The sequence below is a fragment of the Ensifer sp. KUDG1 genome, from assembly GCF_050434285.1.
In the GTDB taxonomy this organism is placed as follows: domain Bacteria; phylum Pseudomonadota; class Alphaproteobacteria; order Rhizobiales; family Rhizobiaceae; genus Ensifer.
Genome location: NZ_JBNDIG010000011.1, coordinates 170,608 through 188,334 on the forward strand (window position 1 = coordinate 170,608; position 17,727 = coordinate 188,334).

At 64.5% G+C, this 17,727-nt stretch carries 14 protein-coding genes; 4 read left to right on the top strand and 10 right to left on the bottom strand.

What is annotated here, in order from left to right:
- Positions 1-51: 51 nt before the first annotated feature.
- From M2267_RS24805 to M2267_RS24820, 4 genes are all read right to left on the bottom strand, one after another.
- Positions 52-1,728 (bottom strand): putative bifunctional diguanylate cyclase/phosphodiesterase, encoded by a 1,677-nt coding sequence (locus M2267_RS24805; protein ID WP_429118095.1) that lies wholly within the window; start codon positions 1,726-1,728, stop codon positions 52-54.
- Between the two features lie 530 nt (positions 1,729-2,258).
- Positions 2,259-4,055 carry an adenine deaminase gene (gene ade / locus M2267_RS24810; RefSeq protein WP_429118098.1) on the bottom strand — a complete coding sequence of 599 codons (1,797 nt, stop codon included), beginning with the start codon at positions 4,053-4,055 and terminating at the stop codon, positions 2,259-2,261.
- A 66-nt stretch (positions 4,056-4,121) separates the two neighbouring features.
- Positions 4,122-5,522 (bottom strand): NCS2 family permease, encoded by a 1,401-nt coding sequence (locus M2267_RS24815; protein ID WP_402321384.1) that lies wholly within the window; start codon positions 5,520-5,522, stop codon positions 4,122-4,124.
- Positions 5,523-5,582: 60 nt separating this feature from the next.
- A complete protein-coding gene (locus tag M2267_RS24820) occupies positions 5,583-7,382 on the bottom strand; it encodes an adenine deaminase (RefSeq protein WP_429118102.1) in 1,800 nt (599 codons plus the stop codon).
- Positions 7,383-7,493: 111 nt separating this feature from the next.
- On the opposite strand from M2267_RS24820, the gene M2267_RS24825 reads away from it, so the two are divergent.
- Positions 7,494-8,435, top strand: coding sequence for a LysR family transcriptional regulator (locus tag M2267_RS24825; RefSeq protein WP_043624434.1), 942 nt, complete (start codon positions 7,494-7,496; stop codon positions 8,433-8,435).
- Positions 8,436-8,464: 29 nt separating this feature from the next.
- Here M2267_RS24825 and M2267_RS24830 read toward each other — a convergent pair whose 3' ends face one another.
- The 6 genes from M2267_RS24830 to M2267_RS24855 all read right to left on the bottom strand — a co-directional run bounded on the left by M2267_RS24830 (position 8,465) and on the right by M2267_RS24855 (position 14,259).
- Positions 8,465-9,427, bottom strand: coding sequence for a pyridoxal-phosphate dependent enzyme (locus M2267_RS24830; RefSeq protein WP_043624431.1), 963 nt, complete (start codon positions 9,425-9,427; stop codon positions 8,465-8,467).
- A complete protein-coding gene (locus M2267_RS24835) occupies positions 9,424-10,401 on the bottom strand; it encodes an ornithine cyclodeaminase family protein (protein ID WP_429118106.1) in 978 nt (325 codons plus the stop codon). The genes M2267_RS24830 and M2267_RS24835 overlap by 4 nt, the downstream gene beginning before the upstream one ends.
- Complete coding sequence (locus M2267_RS24840; RefSeq protein WP_429118108.1) at positions 10,398-11,009, bottom strand: helix-turn-helix transcriptional regulator; 612 nt, start codon at positions 11,007-11,009, stop codon at positions 10,398-10,400. The genes M2267_RS24835 and M2267_RS24840 overlap by 4 nt, the downstream gene beginning before the upstream one ends.
- 155 nt (positions 11,010-11,164) lie before the next feature.
- Positions 11,165-12,670, bottom strand: coding sequence for a tripartite tricarboxylate transporter permease (locus M2267_RS24845; RefSeq protein WP_429118109.1), 1,506 nt, complete (start codon positions 12,668-12,670; stop codon positions 11,165-11,167).
- A 24-nt stretch (positions 12,671-12,694) separates the two neighbouring features.
- Positions 12,695-13,153, bottom strand: coding sequence for a tripartite tricarboxylate transporter TctB family protein (locus tag M2267_RS24850; protein ID WP_429118110.1), 459 nt, complete (start codon positions 13,151-13,153; stop codon positions 12,695-12,697).
- Between the two features lie 134 nt (positions 13,154-13,287).
- Entirely contained in the window at positions 13,288-14,259 is a 972-nt protein-coding gene (locus tag M2267_RS24855) for a Bug family tripartite tricarboxylate transporter substrate binding protein (protein WP_402321404.1), read from the bottom strand.
- Positions 14,260-14,539: 280 nt separating this feature from the next.
- Between M2267_RS24855 and M2267_RS24860 the strand changes: the two genes are divergently transcribed.
- The 3 genes from M2267_RS24860 to M2267_RS24870 are packed head-to-tail and all read left to right on the top strand — an operon-like array spanning position 14,540 to position 17,689.
- Positions 14,540-15,214 (top strand): response regulator transcription factor, encoded by a 675-nt coding sequence (locus tag M2267_RS24860; RefSeq protein ID WP_429118113.1) that lies wholly within the window; start codon positions 14,540-14,542, stop codon positions 15,212-15,214.
- Positions 15,201-16,586: a sensor histidine kinase N-terminal domain-containing protein gene (locus M2267_RS24865; protein ID WP_429118115.1), complete on the top strand. Its 1,386-nt coding sequence runs from the start codon at positions 15,201-15,203 to the stop codon at positions 16,584-16,586. The genes M2267_RS24860 and M2267_RS24865 overlap by 14 nt, the downstream gene beginning before the upstream one ends.
- Entirely contained in the window at positions 16,583-17,689 is a 1,107-nt protein-coding gene (locus tag M2267_RS24870; RefSeq protein WP_429118116.1) for an ABC transporter substrate-binding protein, read from the top strand. Before M2267_RS24865 ends, M2267_RS24870 begins: the two co-directional genes overlap by 4 nt.
- Positions 17,690-17,727: the final 38 nt, after the last annotated feature.

Here is a 17,727-nt window from a genome sequence, read left to right on the forward strand (position 1 = left end):
ACCCGGGTTTTGCCTCGCGCCGCATCTGGCGCAACGCACGGATGCGGGGGGCTACAGCGTCGCCATTGCCGATGAGCGGCGAAGATAGGCGCCGATCGCGTCTGCAGGCATGGGCATGCCCAGGAAATAACCCTGCAGACGGTCGCAACCCTCTTTTCGAAGCCAGACGGCCTGCCCGATCGTCTCGACGCCCTCGGCGGTCACGCGCATGCCGAGACCGTGGGCAAGGCCGATGATCGACCGGACGATCGTCTGGCTCTTTTCGTCGCTTTCCAGATCCTTGATGAAGTAGCGGTCGATCTTGATCGTATCGAAGGGGAAATTCTTGAGATAGCTGAGCGACGAATAGAAGGTGCCGAAATCGTCGAGCGAGATCTGGATACCGAGCACGTTGAGCGTGTTCAGCGTGTCGAGATTGTTGGTCGTGCGTTCAAGCAGCACCGATTCGGTGACTTCCAGTTCCAGCCGGTCGGCCCTCAGGCCCGCCATGTCGATCGCCTGCGCGATCCGGTCCGTCAGGCCCTCGCGCAGGAACTCCGCCGGCGACAGGTTGACGGCGACGGTGAAGTGCGACGGCCAGGTGGCGGCCTGCCGGCAGGCCTCCTCCAGCACCCATTGGCCGATCTCGTTCATCAGGCCGTCGGCTTCCGCCATCGGGATGAAGACGTTGGGCGGGATCGTGCCGACCAGCGGATGGTGCCAGCGCACCAATGCCTCGAAGCCGACGATCGAGAACGGTGGTTCGACGAGCGGCTGGTACTCGATCGAAAACTGCCTGTCCTGCAGCGCGGTGCGCAGACTGCGGCGCAGCATCTCGCGCTGTTCCAGCACGATCAGCATGGAGCGGCTGAAGGTCTTTGCCCGGCCCCGTCCGTCCTTCTTGGCGGCATAGAGCGCAATGTCCGCCGCCTTCATCAGCTGCTCGATGTCGTTTCCGTCATTCGGCGCAATGGCAATGCCGATGCTGGCGCCGACGAAGACGGAGATGCCGTCGATGGTGAAAGGTTCGCTGAATGCCTCGATCAGGGCTTCTGCGAGATATTCGGCGTCCGCCGGCTGGTCACTTTGCCGCTGGATGACGGCGAATTCGTCGCCGGCCAGACGATAGGCGACTTCGCCGTCGCGAAGGGCGCCGCGAATGCGCTCGGCCGCCATCTTGAGGACGGCATCGCCCGCGCCGTGACCCAGCGTGTCGTTGACCGGCTTGAAATCGTCGAGGTCGATCTGCATCAGCGCCAGCTTCTCGCCGGGTGTCGGCAGGATGCTTTGCAGGTCGTCGCTGAACTGCCGCCGGTTGGGCAGGCCCGTCAGCACATCGTGGGTCGCCTGGTGCAGCAGCAGCGCGCGCTCGCTTTCGCCATGGCTGCCGACCTCGCGGCGGGTCGCGCGGCCGCTCGTTTCGAGCACGCCGATGCCGCGCATCGCGCGAAACACGAGCAGCGTGCGTCGCGACTTGGTAACGGCGTCGACCACTTCGACGCTGCGCGGCACGCCATAGGCGATGACGGATTCGACCGCCGCCTTGGAAACGGGCGCAAGCAATTCGGGATAGAGGTGCCACAGGGTGGCATCGACCAGCGTGCCGACTTCGTAGGTTTCCTGCAGCGCCGGCGAGGCGCTGGTCAGATGAAAGGCCTCGTCATAGAACGAGAGGACTTCGTCCGTATGAGCCGCAACGGGATCTTGCACTGAAGCTGAAGCAGACAAGGTTGCATCAGTGTCCGGCATGCTTGCCTTTCCCTCTCTGTTTCGAACGCGCCCGAAGAATGTGAAAGCCCGCTCCAACGGCGCTCCGGTTCGGCTCGTCCTTCTGCAAAGCTACCGCGTCGCCCGCCCGGGTCAATGCCAATAGGCTGCCTGCGATCTTACCTGTGGAAACCTCGCTTCGGAGCATGGCGAGCGCTGCTCGATATCCTTTGCCCCACACGGTTGTATATAAGCTTCCTCTTGTATCATTTGCCATCATTGCATGCAATTTGGGGCGGAACGGCTGTGGGCGTTTCGGCCCCGCCTGCGCGCATGTCCCATTGTGGGACGCCGTATCAATAGGGGTTTCAGGTGTCTATTGCGGCCGGTCGCGGCCAAGCAAACGGCACATACGCCTGGGCAACGGACCTAGTGGGCTCCGTTTAAGTATCGGTTAACCATAAAGGAAGTTTTCAGGGGATTATGTGGCTTCACCCATCCCGCGATCACCCGGAATTAAGAACCACAGGGCCGTTGGCCACCGGGTTGCCGGTGGCCAATCGCTGTGATGCTCAGTGCGTGCTCAGAATCACGTCGGTCTTCTGGAAGGTTCGGACGTCGATCAGGCCCTTGTCGGAAATCCTGAGTTCCGGGATGACGACCAGCGCCAGCAGCGAGTGCTGCATATAGGCGTTGTTGAGCCGGCAGCCGCAGGCGCGCATGGCCTCGACGATGGCGGCGGCCTTTTCGGCGACGATCTCCGCCCGCTGGTCCGACATCAGCCCGGCGACGGGCAACTCGACCAGGGCCAGCTCGCGGCCATCCTTGATGACGACGATGCCGCCGCCGACCTCGTGCAGGCGGTTGGCGGCCATAGCCATGTCCGCCTTGTTCGTGCCGACGACGATCATGTGGTGGCTGTCATGCGCGACGGTGCTCGCCATGGCGCAATCGCTGTCATAGCCGAAGCCGGAGACGAAGGCGTTCACCACGTCGCCGGTGCCGCGGTGGCGCTCGACGAGTGCGATCTGGCAGACGTCGTTGGCCCGGTCCATCTGCACGAGGCCGTTTTCGATTGCGACTTCGGCCTGAAGCGCCCGCGTCGGCGCCTGGTTCTCGACGACGCCGATCACGTTGACCCGCGCGCGTGTCGCCCGTGCGTTGGATGGGATGTCGAAATCTGCAGCCGCCAGCAACCGGCCGAGGTGGACGGTGTTGCGGGCGCTTTCCGGGTAGACATAGGCCGGGATATCGCGCGCCAGCGCACCGTTTTCGGCCATCAGCTCGCCGCGGGCGAAGACCATTTCGATCGGCAGCGCGGCGAGATCCGAGGTGACGATCAGGTCTGCCCGACGACCCGGTGCGATCGAGCCGATTTCGCGCTCGAGGCCGAAATGCTGGGCGGTGTTCAGCGTCGCCATCTGGATCGCAGTGACGGGCTTCAGGCCCTGGGCGATGGCATGGCGCACCACGCGGTTCATGTGGCCGTCGTGAACCAGCGTGCCGGAATGGCTGTCGTCGGTGCAGAGCAGGAAATTGCGCGGGTCGAGGCCGGATTCGGTGACGGCCTTGATCTGTGCCGCAACGTCGTACCAGGCCGAGCCGAGGCGCAGCATGGCGCGCATGCCCTGGCGAACACGAGCGATCGCGTCGTCGACCGTCGTGCCTTCATGGTCGTCGGCCGGGCCGCCGGCGGCATAGGCGTGGAACTCGCGGCCGAGATGCGGCGAGGCATAGTGCCCGCCGACGGTGAGCCGCGCATCCTGGGTGGCGGCGATCTCGGCCATCATCTTCGGGTCGTTTCCGGCGACGCCGGGAAAGTTCATCATTTCGCCAAGGCCGATGACGTTCGGCCAGGCAAGCGCCTCGGCAACATCCTCAGCCGAAAGCTCGGCGCCGGCGGTCTCGAGACCCGGCGCACTCGGCACGCAGCTCGGCACCTGGACGAGCACGTTGATCGGCAGGTTCTGGGCTTCCTCGTTCATCAGCCGGACACCGTCGAGGCCGAGCACGTTGGCGATTTCGTGCGGGTCGATGAACATGGTGGTGGTGCCGTGCGGAATGACCGCGCGGGCAAATTCTGTGACGGTGACGAGACCGCTTTCCACATGCATGTGCGCGTCGCAGAGGCCGGGAACGAGATAGCGGCCGGCGGCGTCGACGACCTTGGTGCCGTCGCCGATCGTGTGGCTGGCGTCCGGGCCGACATAGGCGAAGCGGCCGGCTTTGACGGCGATGTCGGTGCCGGGGATGATTTCGCCGGAGTAGACGTTGACCCATTTGCCGTTGCGGATCACGAGATCGGCGGGCTTGCGGCCCATGGCGACGTCGACCAGTTCGGGTGCGGTCTTCGACCAGGATTGAAGCATGACAGTTTCCTTCGGATGGGCGATGTCGGCGCCCCATCATCGAGGGCGCCGAAGGATTTCTGGCGGTTACTGGGTCTGGGCGACGAGCGCTGCGGCAAGCAGGGCCACGAACCACATGACCGGTCTTACATCGCCGGCCCGGCCGCAGACCAGCTTGATCAGCACATAGGCGATGATCGCAAGCGACAGGCCGAGCGTGATCGAGAAGGTGAGCGGGATCAAGACGATCGCAAGGAAGGCAGGGATCGCCTCGTCGAGCGCGCTCCAGCGGATGTTGCTGATCGGCTCGGACATGAAAAGGCCGGTGAGGATCAGAACCGGTGCGGTCGCAACAGCCGGCACCAGAGAAAGCAGCGGCGACAGGAACAGGAAAGGCACGAAGAGAAGACCCGCGACCAGCGCGACGAGACCGGTGCGTCCGCCTTGCTGGATGCCGGCGCCGGATTCGAGATAGACGGTCGCCGGGCTCGTTCCGAGCGGTGCGGAGATCAGCGCCGCGATGGCGTCGACATGCATCGATTCCCGAATGTTGCGCGGCATGCCGTTTTCATCCTTGAGGTCGGCCGCTTCCGCGAGACCGAGGAAGGTCGAAAGCGCTTCGATGAAGTTGGTGAACAGGAAGACGAAGATGAAGGGCAGGTAAATCAGGTTCAGCGCGCCCAGGAGGTCGATCTGGCCGACGAAGCTGAAATCCGGCGCAGCGGAAAAGCCGCTCCAGTTGACGAGCGTGTGCACGTCCGGCGTCTCCGGCCAGAACGCCGCTCCGTCGCCCCACCAGCGGCCGATCGGGATCGACAGGATGGTGGTGAGGATCATGCCGGCCATCATGGCGCCGGGCACCCGCCGGACCACCAGTGCCACCGTCAGCACGAAGCCGGCGATGAAGGTCAGCGTCACCGGATTGAACTGCGTGAGACCGACGATCGTGTCGGGGTTGGCGACGATGAACTTGGCGTTTTCCAGGCCGATCAGTGCGATGAACAGGCCAATGCCGCAGGCGATGCCATAGCGCAGATCGACCGGGATCGCCTCGATGATCGTCTGGCGCAAATTGAAGAACGCCATGACGGTGAAGAGCACGCCGGCCCAGAAGACGCAGCCGAGCGCGACCTCGAGCGGTACCTTGGCGCCGACGACCATGGTGTAGGCAAAGAGCGCGTTGATGCCCATGCCGGGCGCCACCAGGATGGGGCTGCGCGCATAAAGCCCCATGGCGCAGCTGCCGATGAAGCTGACGAGCACCGTCGCCGTCACGCCCGCCGAAAACGGGATGCCCGCATGCGCGAGGATCGAGGGGTTGACGACGATGACGTAGGAGGCGGCGAGAAAGGTGGTGAGGCCTGCGAGGATCTCGGTGCGGACGGTCGAGCCGAGCCGCGAAATCTGGAAGTAGCGGTCGAGCAGCGCTGCGAGCCAGGATGTCTCCGGGCTCGGTGCCGCCTCCACGGACTTGTTCTGATAGTTCATCTTGTTCCCCTTTTTTTGAACGAAGAAGGGGGCCGGCGTGACCGGCCCCCTTCCAAGGCATCATTCCGCAGCGTCGGCGCGCTCGTCCCCGCCGGCGGGCGAAAACGGCGAGATCACCTTCAGCCCGACGCAGTCGACGACACCGAGATCGGTGATCGCATATTCCGGGATCGCGGTGATCTGCAACACGAACATGTACATGAAGGGCCAGGGCAGCGGGCAGCCGAGCGCGCGGGCCGCATCGTCGAGCTGGTCTTCCAGCGCCGCCATCTCGGCCGGCTCGATGTCGGAGACGATGCCGCCGATCGGCAGGTGCAGGAAGGCCTCGACCTTGCCGTTCCGGACCACCACCTGGCCGCCATTGTTGGCGATCAGGTGATTGATCGCGGTGCGCATGTCCTCGAGATCGGCGCCGATGCAGATGATGTTGTTGTCGTCGGGAGCCGTGGAACTGGCGATCGCGCCTTCCTTCAGGCCGAAGCCGGAGGTGAAGGCGACCGGGCGGTTGTTCGTCTTGCCGTAACGCTCGACCACGGTGACATATTGGACGTCCGCAGCGGGATCGGCGAGAACCTCGCCATCCTTGACCTTAAGCGTCACGTCGCGGCGAGTGCGCACGAAGATCTTTTCCGGGGTGACGGCGATCGCCATCGCGTCCGCCGTCTCGCCGGCGCCGTGATAGGCAACCTTGAGATCGCCGGGCTGCAGCGGTTTTACCTTGACCGAGTTAAGCAGGGCGACGCTGCGCTCAGGCGGCGTCAGCTCGATCGCCATCTTGCCGTTGCGGGCGACCACTTCGCCCTTGGCGACGACGGTTTCGATGCTGAAGTTGCGCAGGTCGTCGACGAGCAGGATGTCGGCGGCGCGGCCGGGCGAGATCGAGCCGACCTTGTCGTCGATCCTGAGCGCATCGGCGCCGTTGATGGTTGCCATCTGGATCGCTGCCATCGGCGAAATGCCCATGGCGATCGCCATGCGCACCATGTTGTCGAGATGGCCGCGCTTGAGGATGTCGCACGCTACCACGTCGTCGGTGCAGAAGCTGATGCGGCGCAGCGCCTTGACGCCCATCTCGGTGACGATGCGCAGGTTGTCGGCGAGGAAGTGCGAGATCGAGGATTCGCGTACGACGACATGCATGCCGGCGCGCAGCTTTTCGAGCATCTCCTCGGGCGTGTAGCTCTCATGGTCGGCGCGCACGCCGGACTGCTGGTAGCCGTTGAGCCGTGCGCCGCGCGTCATTGGGCAGCAGCCGAGCACCGGCAGGCGGCTCTTTTCGGCAAGTTCGAGCGCCGCCAGGACGTCGGCGTCCTCTTCCTGGATGAATTCGCGCACGGTCTCCCAGATGCCGACGCATTCCGGCCAGTGGTGCGTCGCCTGGTGATCGGCCGGGCTGAAATAATGGCCGACAGTCGAACGCGGCATGGTGTAGGGCGTCTTGCACGGCGCGCCCCAGAAGACCTTGAGCGGCGTTTGCTTGGCTTCATCGAGGAACTCGCGCGCAGCGGCGGGGCCGCCGACGACGATGATCTGGTCGAGGCCGGTGACGATCGAGGTGGTGCCGAGCGGCACGACAGCCTTGGCAAAGCTCGTCAGCGACATCTTCGAGCATTCGACATGCAGATGTCCGTCGATCATGCCGGGTGCCAGGTACTTGCCGGTGGCGTCGACGATCTTCGTCTCAGGCCCGATATAGTCGGTGATGTCGCCGACCGCGATGATGCGTTCGCCATAGATGGCGACGTCGGCCTGATAGATCTCTTCCGAAACGACGTTGACCAGGCGACCGCCGCGGATCGCCAGGGTTGCCTTGCCGCCGGTGCCGGATGCGGCGCGAATGAATTCTCTGATATCGCTCACTGGAACCTCTTCTCCCTTAGCTCCAGTGAATATTCCCAATTCCCAGTCGTTTACACAATGGGCCGAAATAGGCTAATCTATGGACATATCGTACAAGATTTTGGACGAAATATGGACCTCTCGCTTATCGACTGCTTCGTGAAAGTTGCGGATTCCCGTTCGATTTCAGCGGCTTCGCGTCGCCATCGCCTGCCGAAATCGACGCTCAGCCATAAGATCCGACAATTGGAGGACGAGTTCGGCATCGAACTCTTCGTGCGCGAGGGCCATCAGTTGCATGTGACCGATGCCGGCGCGGAGTTCCTGCGCTACGCGCGCCTGATCCAGTCGAATTGCGACGATGCGGCAACGGCGATGGCGGAGATGCGCCAGGAGGTGGCGGGCACGCTGCGCGTGGGCTCGACCGGCGAATTCGGCACGACCATCACCTCGGAACTGCTCTACGCCTTTCGCCAGCAATATCCGCAGGTCAATCTCGACGTCGTGTTCCTGTCCTCACGCCAGCCCTTTTCCGATGTCACCGAACAGGCGCTCGACGGCATCTTTCACTGGGGCGAGCCTTCCGATGTGGACTACATCAGCCGGCGGCTTTCGGTCTCCTCCTACGGCCTCTTCGCCAGCCCGCAATACATCGCCCGCCATGGCCAGCCGGATGATCCGGATGCGCTTGCCGGCCACCGCGGCCTCGTCTTTCGCCAGCCGACGCGGCTGCAGTCCTGGTATCTGACGCAGCCCGGCGAGGACGAGGTTGACCTGCTTCCGACCGCCACCTGCACCACCAACGACTATTGGACGATCAAGTATTTCGCCGTCGCCGGCGAGGGCATTGCCTATCTGCCCGACTTCTTCGTCGAGACCGAGCGGCAGGCGGGGCTGCTCGAGCCGGTGCTATCGGACTGGCGCTCGCCGCAGACGGCGATCAACCTCATCTATTCGCGCCGCCGGCACGTCTCGAAGCGGTTCAAGGCCTTCGTCGATTTCTGCATCGACTTCTATCGCGACCGGGACCGGGTGAAGATCCCGCGCTACTACGTCGAGCGCGTCAGCCTCTAGAGGCGGGGCAGGGCCATTCAGCCGCGCCTCTAGCCCAGCAACGAAGGCAACACGCTGGCGCCATCGACATTGCCGCCGCAGAGCAGGACGACATTGGTCTGGCCGGCGCATTTTGCTGCGATCTGTCGGAAACCGGCGAGCGCGAGAGCTGCCGCCCCTTCGACCAGCATATGCTCGTCGAGAAGCACGTCCCGCATCGCCGCGGCAATCTCGGCTTCGGAGCAGGTGACGACCTCATCGACGACGGCCATCGCAAGCTCGAGTGTCATGCTGTCTTCGTCAAGACCGCCGGCGACGGCATCGGCGAGCGTGTCGAGGTGTTCTGTTTCGACCACCCGACCGGCCTTCATCGAAGCCGCGAGTGCCGCCGAATTTTTAGCGGAGACGCCGATGACGCGGGTCAACGGGCTGAAACTCTTCAGCACCGAACCGATGCCGCTGATCAGCCCGCCGCCGCCCATGGCGATGAAGACATTGTCGATGCGCTCGGCCTGCTCCAGCAGTTCAAGCGCGATCGTGCCCTGACCGGCGATGATTTCCTTGTCGTTGTAGGGCGAGACGTAGCCGAGCTTTTCGGTCGCGGCCAGCTGCTGCGCATGCTGTTCGGCAAGCCCTGTTTCGGAACCGTGGAGGACGACGTCGACGCCGTAGGCGCGGATGCGTTCCAGCTTCGCCGGCTTGACGACCTCCGGCAGCACGACAGTCAGCTTTTGCCCGATCGCGCTTGCCGCATGGGCCGCACCGATGCCGTGGTTGCCGGAGGAGGCGGTGATCACCTGCTGGTCCCGTGGCAGCGAGGTCATCTTGCTCGCAGCACCGCGGATCTTGAAGGAGCCGGTCAGCTGCAGGTTTTCCGCCTTGAACAGCACCGTCGAGGATGTCTGCCGTCCGATCGCGCGCGAGGGGATCAGCGGCGTCTCATAGATGAAGGGGCAGATGCGCTGGCGCGCACGGACAGAGCGCGCCGCCGTTTCGAGGACGTCTTTGGTCATGCGGTTGTTCCTTGCGGGCGGCCGAGCAGGCCGAGTTCATCGAGCACGGTGCGGGCGATGGCGATGTCCTGCGTCGCGATCCCTGTGAGGTCGGCGATGGTGATGTCGCGGTCCGAGCGCCGGCCTTCGGCCGCACCGGAAAAGGTCGCGCCGAGCGCGACACAGCGCTCCTCTTGGATCAACCCGGCGCGGGCCGCTGCAGAAAATTCGCCATGGTCAAGGCATTGCTCGGCGAGATCGGCGACCAGCCGGTCGGCGCGCGCGACGAGGGCAATGTCGAGTTCCTGCTTGCCGGGTGCGTCCGCGCCCATGGCGGTGATATGGGCGCCGGGCGCAATCCAGTCCGATCGGATCAGCGGTTCCTTCGATGGCGTCGTGGTGACGATCGCATCGGACTGGCGACAGAGGGTTTCGAGATCGGTCGTTGCAGCGATGGAAAGGTCGAGGTCCTCAAGGTCGGCAAGCACGGCGTTCGCCCGTTCCATGGATCGCCCCCAGACCGTGAACCGCAGTGGTCGATCCGAGAGTGCGGCAAGCGCCCGGATCTGGATGCGCGCCTGCGTCCCGGTGCCGACGATCCCGATCCTCCGCGCGTCCTTGCGCCAGAGCGCCATGGTCGCGAGCGCGCCGCCGATGCCGGTGCGCAGATCGGTGAGCAGCCCCTTGTCGTCGAGCACGGCCATCACGTCGCCGGTCTGCGAGGATACGGCGACCATCATGCCGTTGCTCGACGGCAGTCCCTTGGCCGGATTGTCGTAGAAACCGGAGGCGATCTTCACGACGAAGATCGGATCGCCTTCGATGTAGCCGTATTTGATGTGGCAATCCGCATTGCGATCGGAAAGCGGCAGGTAGCCAACCGGCGGCAGGTTGGCGCGGCCATCCGTGACGGCGATGTAGGCGTCGCGGATGGCCGGTGCGGCGAGCGTCAGCAGCGGCAGGGATGCGAGTTTCTCGCGGCCGACGACGATCATGGCGCGCTCCCCTGGCTCAGATATTTGTAGACGGTCGCGCGGCCCATGCCGAGGATGCGCGAGATGTAGGACGCAGCATTCTTGCCGCCGAAGGCGCCGTCTGAAGAAAGCGCAACGACCAACGCCTGCTTGTCGGTCCGGCTCAATGTTGAGATCGTCAGCCCCCGCGCCGCCGTCCACTGCTGGACATATTCGTTGACGCGTTCGTGCCAGTCCTCCTTGAACAGGCTCTCCGGCTTGTCTGCATTGACCGGGACGCGCACGAGTGCGTTGAGCGTGCGGAGTGCTGCATGGAAGTCCGAGACATCGGCATTGATGCAAAGGACGCCGATCGCCTTGCCGGCCGCATCGCGCAAGACCGCGCTGATCGCCTTGATAGAGCGCCCGTCCCAGTTGACCTTTTCGTAGGGGCCGATGATCGCATCGCCTTCCCTGAAGCCGATTTCGCTCAGCAGCGAGGGTTCGCCGATCTCGCGCTTGGAGAAGTTGCCGGCGATATGGACGACGGTTTCGCTTGCGAGGTCATGCAGCACGACTTCGGCATAGGGCTGAAACAGCAAGGCGACCGCGTCGCAGACCAGGCAATAGGGGCGGAGTTCTGGGGTCACGGCGTTCCTCTTCCTCGATGCGTCCCTTAAAACATGCATAGACGAAATTGTCTATATTGGATTTATAGTCTTAAGTTGGTGCCGCCCAAACGACAACAGCGGCGCGCGATGAGTTCGCGCGCCGCTGTTCAAGCAGCCGACAGGGAGGGGATCAGCTAGCTCGTCGCGGTCTTCATGCGCTTCGCCTTCCTCCAGCCGACAAGAAGCGGCATCACGGCCATGGCGCCCGCCAGGATCCAGAGGATGATCGAGATCTTGCTCTGGAATAGGATCGAGATGTCGCCGCCGCTGATCGCCAGTGCATTGCGCAGGTTCACCTCCATCACATGCCCGAGCACGAAGCCGAGGATGATCGGCGCCATGTCGAAGCCGGCCTTTCGAAGCAGCCAGCCGATGACGCCGATGCTAAGCATCAGGAGGATCGAGAACACCGACGCGTGGGTGGAATAGACGCCGACAACCGACAGCACCAGGATGCCCGGAACCAGCAGCCAGTTCGGCACCGTCAGCACGCGGGCGAAGATGTTGACGAGCGGCAGGTTGAGGAGGAGCAAAAGCACGTTGCCGATGAACAGCGACGCGACAAGGCCGCCGACCACTTCCGGCCGCTCGGTAATCAGCATCGGGCCCGGCTGGATGTTGTAGAGCATCAGCGCGCCGAGCATGACGGCGGTCGTTCCCGAGCCGGGCACGCCGAGCGTGAGCATCGGCACGAAGGCGCCGCAGGCGGTGGCGTTGTTGGCCGCCTCCGGTGCCGTCAGGCCGCGCACGTCGCCCTTGCCGAAGGTGCCCTCGGTGTCGGAGATGCGTTTTTCCGTGGTGTAGGAAACCGCGCTCGAAACCGATGCGCCGGTGCCGGGCAGCACGCCGACGATGAAGCCGATGACCGAGCCGCGCAACGTCGCGCCGACGGACTTGCGGATGTCGTCGAGGCGGGCGGTCATGCGGCCGAGCTCGCGGATGACCGTGACGCCGCTTGCCTGGTGCTCGAGGATCAGCAGCGCCTCGGACACCGAGAACAGGCCGATGACCAGCACGACGAATTCGATGCCGTCGCCGAGTTCCGGCTCGTTGAAGGTGAAGCGGTAGGCGCCGGAGGTGGCGTCAAGTCCGACCGTTGCGAGCATCAGGCCGAGCGTGCAGCCGATCAGCGTCTTTACCGGCTGGCTACCGACCATCGAGCCGAGCGTTGCGAAGGCGAACACCATCAGCACGAAGTACTCGGCCGGGCCGAAGCCGATCGCGAGGCCCGCAAGCAGCGGCGCAAACAGCGCAAGCCCGACGGCGCCGAAGACCCCGCCGACGAAGGAGGAGAGGCCGGAGAGCATCAGCGCCTCGCCGGCGCGGCCCTGGCGGGCCATCGGGTTGCCGTCGAGTGCGGTCATCACTGCGCCGGCATCGCCCGGCACGTTCAGAAGGATCGAGGAGATCCGGCCGCCATACTCGGCGCCGCAATAGACGGCGGCGAGCAGGATCATCGTGCTTTCAGCCGGCAGTCCCATCGTATAGGCGATCGGGATCAGAAGCGCGATGCCGTTGATCGGTCCAATCGCCGGCAGGGCGCCGACCAGAGTGCCGATGAAGCAGCCTGCAAGACCGATGAGCAGGTTCTGCATCGTCAGGGCGACGGTAAAACCGTTCCAGAGATATTCGAGATTCATGGGTGTAACTCCTTGACCGGCGGATCAGCCGAACAGCCGGCCGGCGGGCAGATAGACGTCGAGCAGGTAGGAAAAGACGAACCACCAGAGGACCGCCTGTCCGACGCCGCCAATCAACGCGAGACGCAGCGGTGCGCCAAAGATCCAGCCGACGCCGAATGTCAAAAGGAAGATCGAGGCGGCGAAGCCGGCCGGTTCCAGAAGCAGCGCCGACGCGAGAAGCAGGAGCGGTACTGCAACGATCTTCACGAGAAGCTGCCCCCGCGGGAAGGCTTCGGCCGTTCCGGGGCTTTTCAGATAGAAGAGGCACAGGACGGCAAGGATGATGGCAAGCAGCACCGGCACGACGCGCGGTCCGAGCGGATCCGAGGCGAAGGCATATTCGATCTGGCTGCCGCCGATGCCGTAGGCAATCGCCAGCGCGAGCATCAAGAGCCCGCCGATCCTGCCGATGAGGGAGGATGAGGATGGAGTGTCTGACATGTTGGGTTTCCCGATGATCACGTCGTCACGGAAAACGGGCATTCCTTCACGGCCGGATCGGATCGCCCGGTGCCCGTGTGCCCGCAGGATGATGGCGATCGGAGCGGGAGGTCGTCCCGCTCCGGTCTTCGGCATTACATGCCGGCTTCCTTGGCGATGATCTTGAAGCGTGCCACGTCCGCCTTGACCTGCTGGTCGAAAGCATCGCCGACCTGGTTGTATTCGTAGAGGCCGCGCGCCTCGCGCTCCTTCACGAATTCCGGCGTTGCGACGAGCTTGGTGAAGGCGTCGGCCCACCATTTGTAGTCCGCGTCGGAGACGTCCTTGCCGACATAGTAGCCGCGCCAGACCGGCCATTCGATGTCGACGCCCTGTTCCTTGGCCGTCGGCACTTCGGCGAGTTCGCCCGGAAGGCGCTCAGGCGCCATGACGGCGAGCACGCGGACCTTGCCGGCGGCATGGTGCTTGGACATTTCCGCCGCATCGCCGGCGCCGACCTTGACGTGGCCGCCTTCGAGCGCCGTCAGCACCGCGCCGCCGCCTTCGAGCGCCACATAGCGCATCTGCTTCGGCTCCTGGCCGGCAGCCTTTGCCAGGAGCGAACCCTTCATCCAGTCCTGCGAGCCGACGGCGCCGCCGCCGGCGACCGAGAAGTCGGTCGGGCTTGCCTTGTAAGCGGCGATTAGTTCGCCAAGCGTCTTGTAGGGGGAATCGGCGGCAACGACGAGCACGCCGTAGTCGGCGCCGAGCGCGCCGAGCCAGCGCACGGCCGTTTCGTCATATTGGCCGAACTTGCCCTGGGCGATCAGAAGCGCCGAGCCGGACGAGGCCGCGGTGATCAGGTTGCCGTCTGTGCCGCGCTTGCCGATGACGTGGTTGTAGGCAACCGCACCGACCCCACCTTCCATGTAGGTGACAGCCATCGGCTTGCCGATGATCTTGGCTTCGAGCAGCGCATTGGCGGCGAGCCGGCAGGTGAGGTCGAAGCCGCCGCCCGGCTTGGCGCCGGCCAGGCACTCAGGCTTGGTGGGCTCGGCGCCGGCCGGCGATTGAACGGCGGCAAACAGTCCGGCCGCCAGAAGGGTCTTTACGAAGGTTCGGGTCATGGTCTCTCTCCCATCCATGAGTTGTTCTTTCGAGGGCGCTGTCGCACACCTGCCCCACCGTGACATCCAAGGCCCGGACGGGCATCGACCAGCATCGACGGACCGCGTATGCGGCCGCCCGAAAATGCCCCGGCGATGATTGTCCTCCAGACCCTGGCCGCATCTCCCGTTGTCGCGGTCAGGCAACCCTCTTTCCTCCCCGAACCTGTCACCACGCTGTCACGAAAGCGGTCATATCCGCCGGGTTGATCGGCGGAATCTTCCGTGTCACTGCTTGCTCATGCGCATCTTTCTGGTGGAGGACACGAGGGATGTCGGGGAGGCAATCAGCCGTCGACTGGAAAAGGTCGGGCACACCGTCGATTGGCAGACGGACGGTCAAGCCGCCGCCGACATACTCGAATTTACCGATTATGATCTCGTGATCCTCGACGTCATGTTGCCGGGGCTCGACGGGTTCGAGATCCTGCGCCATCTGCGCGCCCGGCGAAAGACGACACCGGTGCTGGTGCTGACGGCGCGTTCCGAAATCGAGGACCGGGTCGGCGCGCTCGACCTTGGCGCCGACGACTACCTCGTGAAACCGTTCGATTTCCGCGAGCTCGAAGCGCGTACGCGTGTGCTCCTGCGCCGCCGCCAGGGCGATCCGACCAACTTTATCGAGTGCGGCGATCTGGTGCTCGACCGCAACAGCCGCTCCGTGCGCGTCGGCAACCGCGAGGTCCAGCTCAAGCGCCGCGAGATCACGCTTCTGGAGGTGCTCGCCGCCCGGCCGGGGCGGGTTTTCAGCAAGGACGAGCTGCTCGACCGGCTGTTCGGCTTCGACGAAAACGTCAACCCCAACGCCGTCGAACTCTATGTCGGAAGGCTGCGTAAGAAGATCGAGGGCTCGTCGGTGCGCATCGTCACCATCCGTGGTCTCGGCTATCAACTGGTGGCTGATGAAGCAGCGTGAAACCTCTCTCTTCTGGCGGCTGGTGCTGCGCGTGGCGCTGGTGCTTTGCGCTGGGGCGGCGCTGCTCTCGGCGGCTGCCTGGTACTATGCCCGCGCGGCTGCCGACGATGCCTACGACCGGCTGCTGCTCGGTGCGGCGATCCAGATCACCGCGAACATGACCGTTGACGCCGGCAATCTGGGCGTTTCGCTGCCGTCGTCGGCGTTCGAACTGCTTGGCCTTGCCGAGCGCGACCGCATTTTTTATCGCGTGGTTGGCCCGGATGGCCGAACCCTGACCGGCTACGACGATCTCGATACCGGCGTCGACGTGACAGCGGCGCGGGCCGGCCCAGTGTTCCTGACGACGGAATATCGCAAGGTGCCGGTGCGCGTGGCCGTGGTCTCGCGGGCGTTGTCGGACCCGTCCTTTTCCGGCTGGGCCTATGTGGTGATGGCGCAGACGACCGAAGCGCGGCGTGGGCTTGCCGGCGAACTGACGACGCGCGCGATGATCCTCGTCGGCACCATGAGCCTGCTTGCGCTTGCCGGCACCGTGCTTGCCATCCGCTATTCGCTGCTGCCCGTCGATGCCCTTGCCGCGACGCTGCGTGCCCGCGATCCGCAGGACCTGACCCCCGTCGAGGCCGACATGCCGAGGGAGCTCAAGCCCTTCGTCGGGTCGATCAATCACTTCATGGGCCGCCTCGACGAACGCGTCACCCTGCTTCAGCGCTTCATCGCCGATGCCGCCCACCAGATCCGCACGCCGCTGACGGCCCTTTCGGCGCAGGTCGACATGCTCGACGACGACGACCTCGACGTCAACCGCAGACGGCATCTGGGGCGGGTGCGCGATCGCGTCAGCCAGCTGGCGCGGCTCACCAACCAGCTGCTCAGCCATGCCATGGTCATCCACCGATCCGATTCCGTGCGTTTCAAGCCGGTCGATCTTGGCGATATCGCCCGCAAAGCGTTTCGCTCGACGGTACCGATTACCGTCGACCCGGATGTCGTCGTCTCCTTCGAAGACTGCAGCGAGCCGGTTTTCGTGCTCGGCGATGCGGTGAGCCTGCGCGAGGCGATCGCCAACATCATCGACAACGCGCTGCAGCACGGTGTCGCGCAACGGCTGGCCGTACGCGTGCGGCGCGACGACGATCGGGCCCTGGTGGAGGTCGCCGACGACGGATCCGGCATTCCGCCGGGCGAATGGGCGGCGGTGACCACGCGGTTCGTCAGTTCGAAGACGGGAGAGGGAAGCATGGGGCTCGGCTTTGCAATCGCGGCGGAGGTGGCGCTTGCCCATCGCGGCACTGTCCGGTTTCTGGAGAAAGGCGTGCACGACTTCACCGTCATTCTCGATGTTCCCCTTTACCGGGAGGGACCATGAGGATGTGGCGACAGCTTCCTTCGATCGCACTTCTCGCGGTCCTTGGCCTTGCCGGCCCGGCCGGCGCGGTCGAGGGGACGCGTGCGTTCTTTCCGGCGCTCGACGCTGAGCGCGGCCGGCTCGTCATCAACGGCGCGACCGACATCGAGGCGATGGAGCCGCTGATCCGCGATTTTCAGCTGACGGCGCGGGATGTGGCCATCGACTATACCGACTACGTGACCAACGAGCTTTATCACGATGCCGACATCGCCTGCCGATTGCAGCAGCCCTTCGGCGATCTCCTGCTGTCGTCCTCCGTCGACCAGTTGGTGAAGCTTGCAAACGACGGCTGTGCTCTGTCGCATGTCTCGCCGGAGACTGGCAGCGTGCCGGCCTGGGCGAACTGGCGCGACGAGGTCTTCGGCTTCACCTTCGAGCCCTCGGTCATGGTCTATCACAAGGACTTCGTGCCGCCGGAGGACGTGCCGCACACCCATGGCGAGCTGACCGATCTGCTGCGCTTCAAGCCGGATTATTATCGCGGCCGCATCGGCACCTATGATCTGCGCCAGTCCGGCATCGGCTATCTGCTCGCCTTCCTCGATGCCCAACAGGCCTCGACCACCTACGGCCGCCTGCTCGAAAGCCTGAGCCGCGCCCAGGCGGTACTGCGCTGCTGCAACAACGCGGTGCTGTCGGAACTCGACAGCGGCAACGTCTATATCGGCTATAACATCCTCGGCTCGTACGCCTATGCCGCCTCGCGCCGGAACGCCAAGCTCAGGATCGTGCTGCCGCGCGACTATACGCTGATCCTCAGTCGCGGCGCGCTGGTCCCGGTGGGGGCGAAACGGCGCGATCTTGCCGGACGTTTTCTCGACTATCTGCTCTCGGAACGAGGACAGGAGGTGGCGCGGGAGAAAGCGTTCTTCTTTTCGTGGAACGGCGCACTGCCGGCCGAGGTCGACGGCCCGGCAAAACTCGTGGAGTCCGGTATCGGCCGGCCGATCCGCATCGGCCCGGCATTGCTTGCCGCCCAGGACCGGCTGCAGCGGTCCCGCTTCATCGATGACTGGACCAAGCTGATCGTCGACACCCCGGTCCGGCTGCGCCCGAATTGAAGGACGGCGCCTGCGGCAGATGCAGGCGCCGGGATCGT

Excerpts from the sequence above, each read along its gene's own strand:
- M2267_RS24805 (WP_429118095.1), bottom strand. The coding sequence starts at position 1,728 with ATGCCGGACACTGATGCAACCTTGTCTGCTTCAGCTTCAGTGCAAGAT.
- ade (WP_429118098.1), bottom strand. The coding sequence starts at position 4,055 with ATGCTTCAATCCTGGTCGAAGACCGCACCCGAACTGGTCGACGTCGCC.
- M2267_RS24815 (WP_402321384.1), bottom strand. The coding sequence starts at position 5,522 with ATGAACTATCAGAACAAGTCCGTGGAGGCGGCACCGAGCCCGGAGACA.
- M2267_RS24825 (WP_043624434.1), top strand. The coding sequence starts at position 7,494 with ATGGACCTCTCGCTTATCGACTGCTTCGTGAAAGTTGCGGATTCCCGT.
- M2267_RS24830 (WP_043624431.1), bottom strand. The coding sequence starts at position 9,427 with ATGACCAAAGACGTCCTCGAAACGGCGGCGCGCTCTGTCCGTGCGCGC.
- M2267_RS24835 (WP_429118106.1), bottom strand. The coding sequence starts at position 10,401 with ATGATCGTCGTCGGCCGCGAGAAACTCGCATCCCTGCCGCTGCTGACG.
- M2267_RS24845 (WP_429118109.1), bottom strand. The coding sequence starts at position 12,670 with ATGAATCTCGAATATCTCTGGAACGGTTTTACCGTCGCCCTGACGATG.
- M2267_RS24850 (WP_429118110.1), bottom strand. The coding sequence starts at position 13,153 with ATGTCAGACACTCCATCCTCATCCTCCCTCATCGGCAGGATCGGCGGG.
- M2267_RS24855 (WP_402321404.1), bottom strand. The coding sequence starts at position 14,259 with ATGACCCGAACCTTCGTAAAGACCCTTCTGGCGGCCGGACTGTTTGCC.
- M2267_RS24860 (WP_429118113.1), top strand. The coding sequence starts at position 14,540 with ATGCGCATCTTTCTGGTGGAGGACACGAGGGATGTCGGGGAGGCAATC.
- M2267_RS24865 (WP_429118115.1), top strand. The coding sequence starts at position 15,201 with ATGAAGCAGCGTGAAACCTCTCTCTTCTGGCGGCTGGTGCTGCGCGTG.
- M2267_RS24870 (WP_429118116.1), top strand. The coding sequence starts at position 16,583 with ATGAGGATGTGGCGACAGCTTCCTTCGATCGCACTTCTCGCGGTCCTT.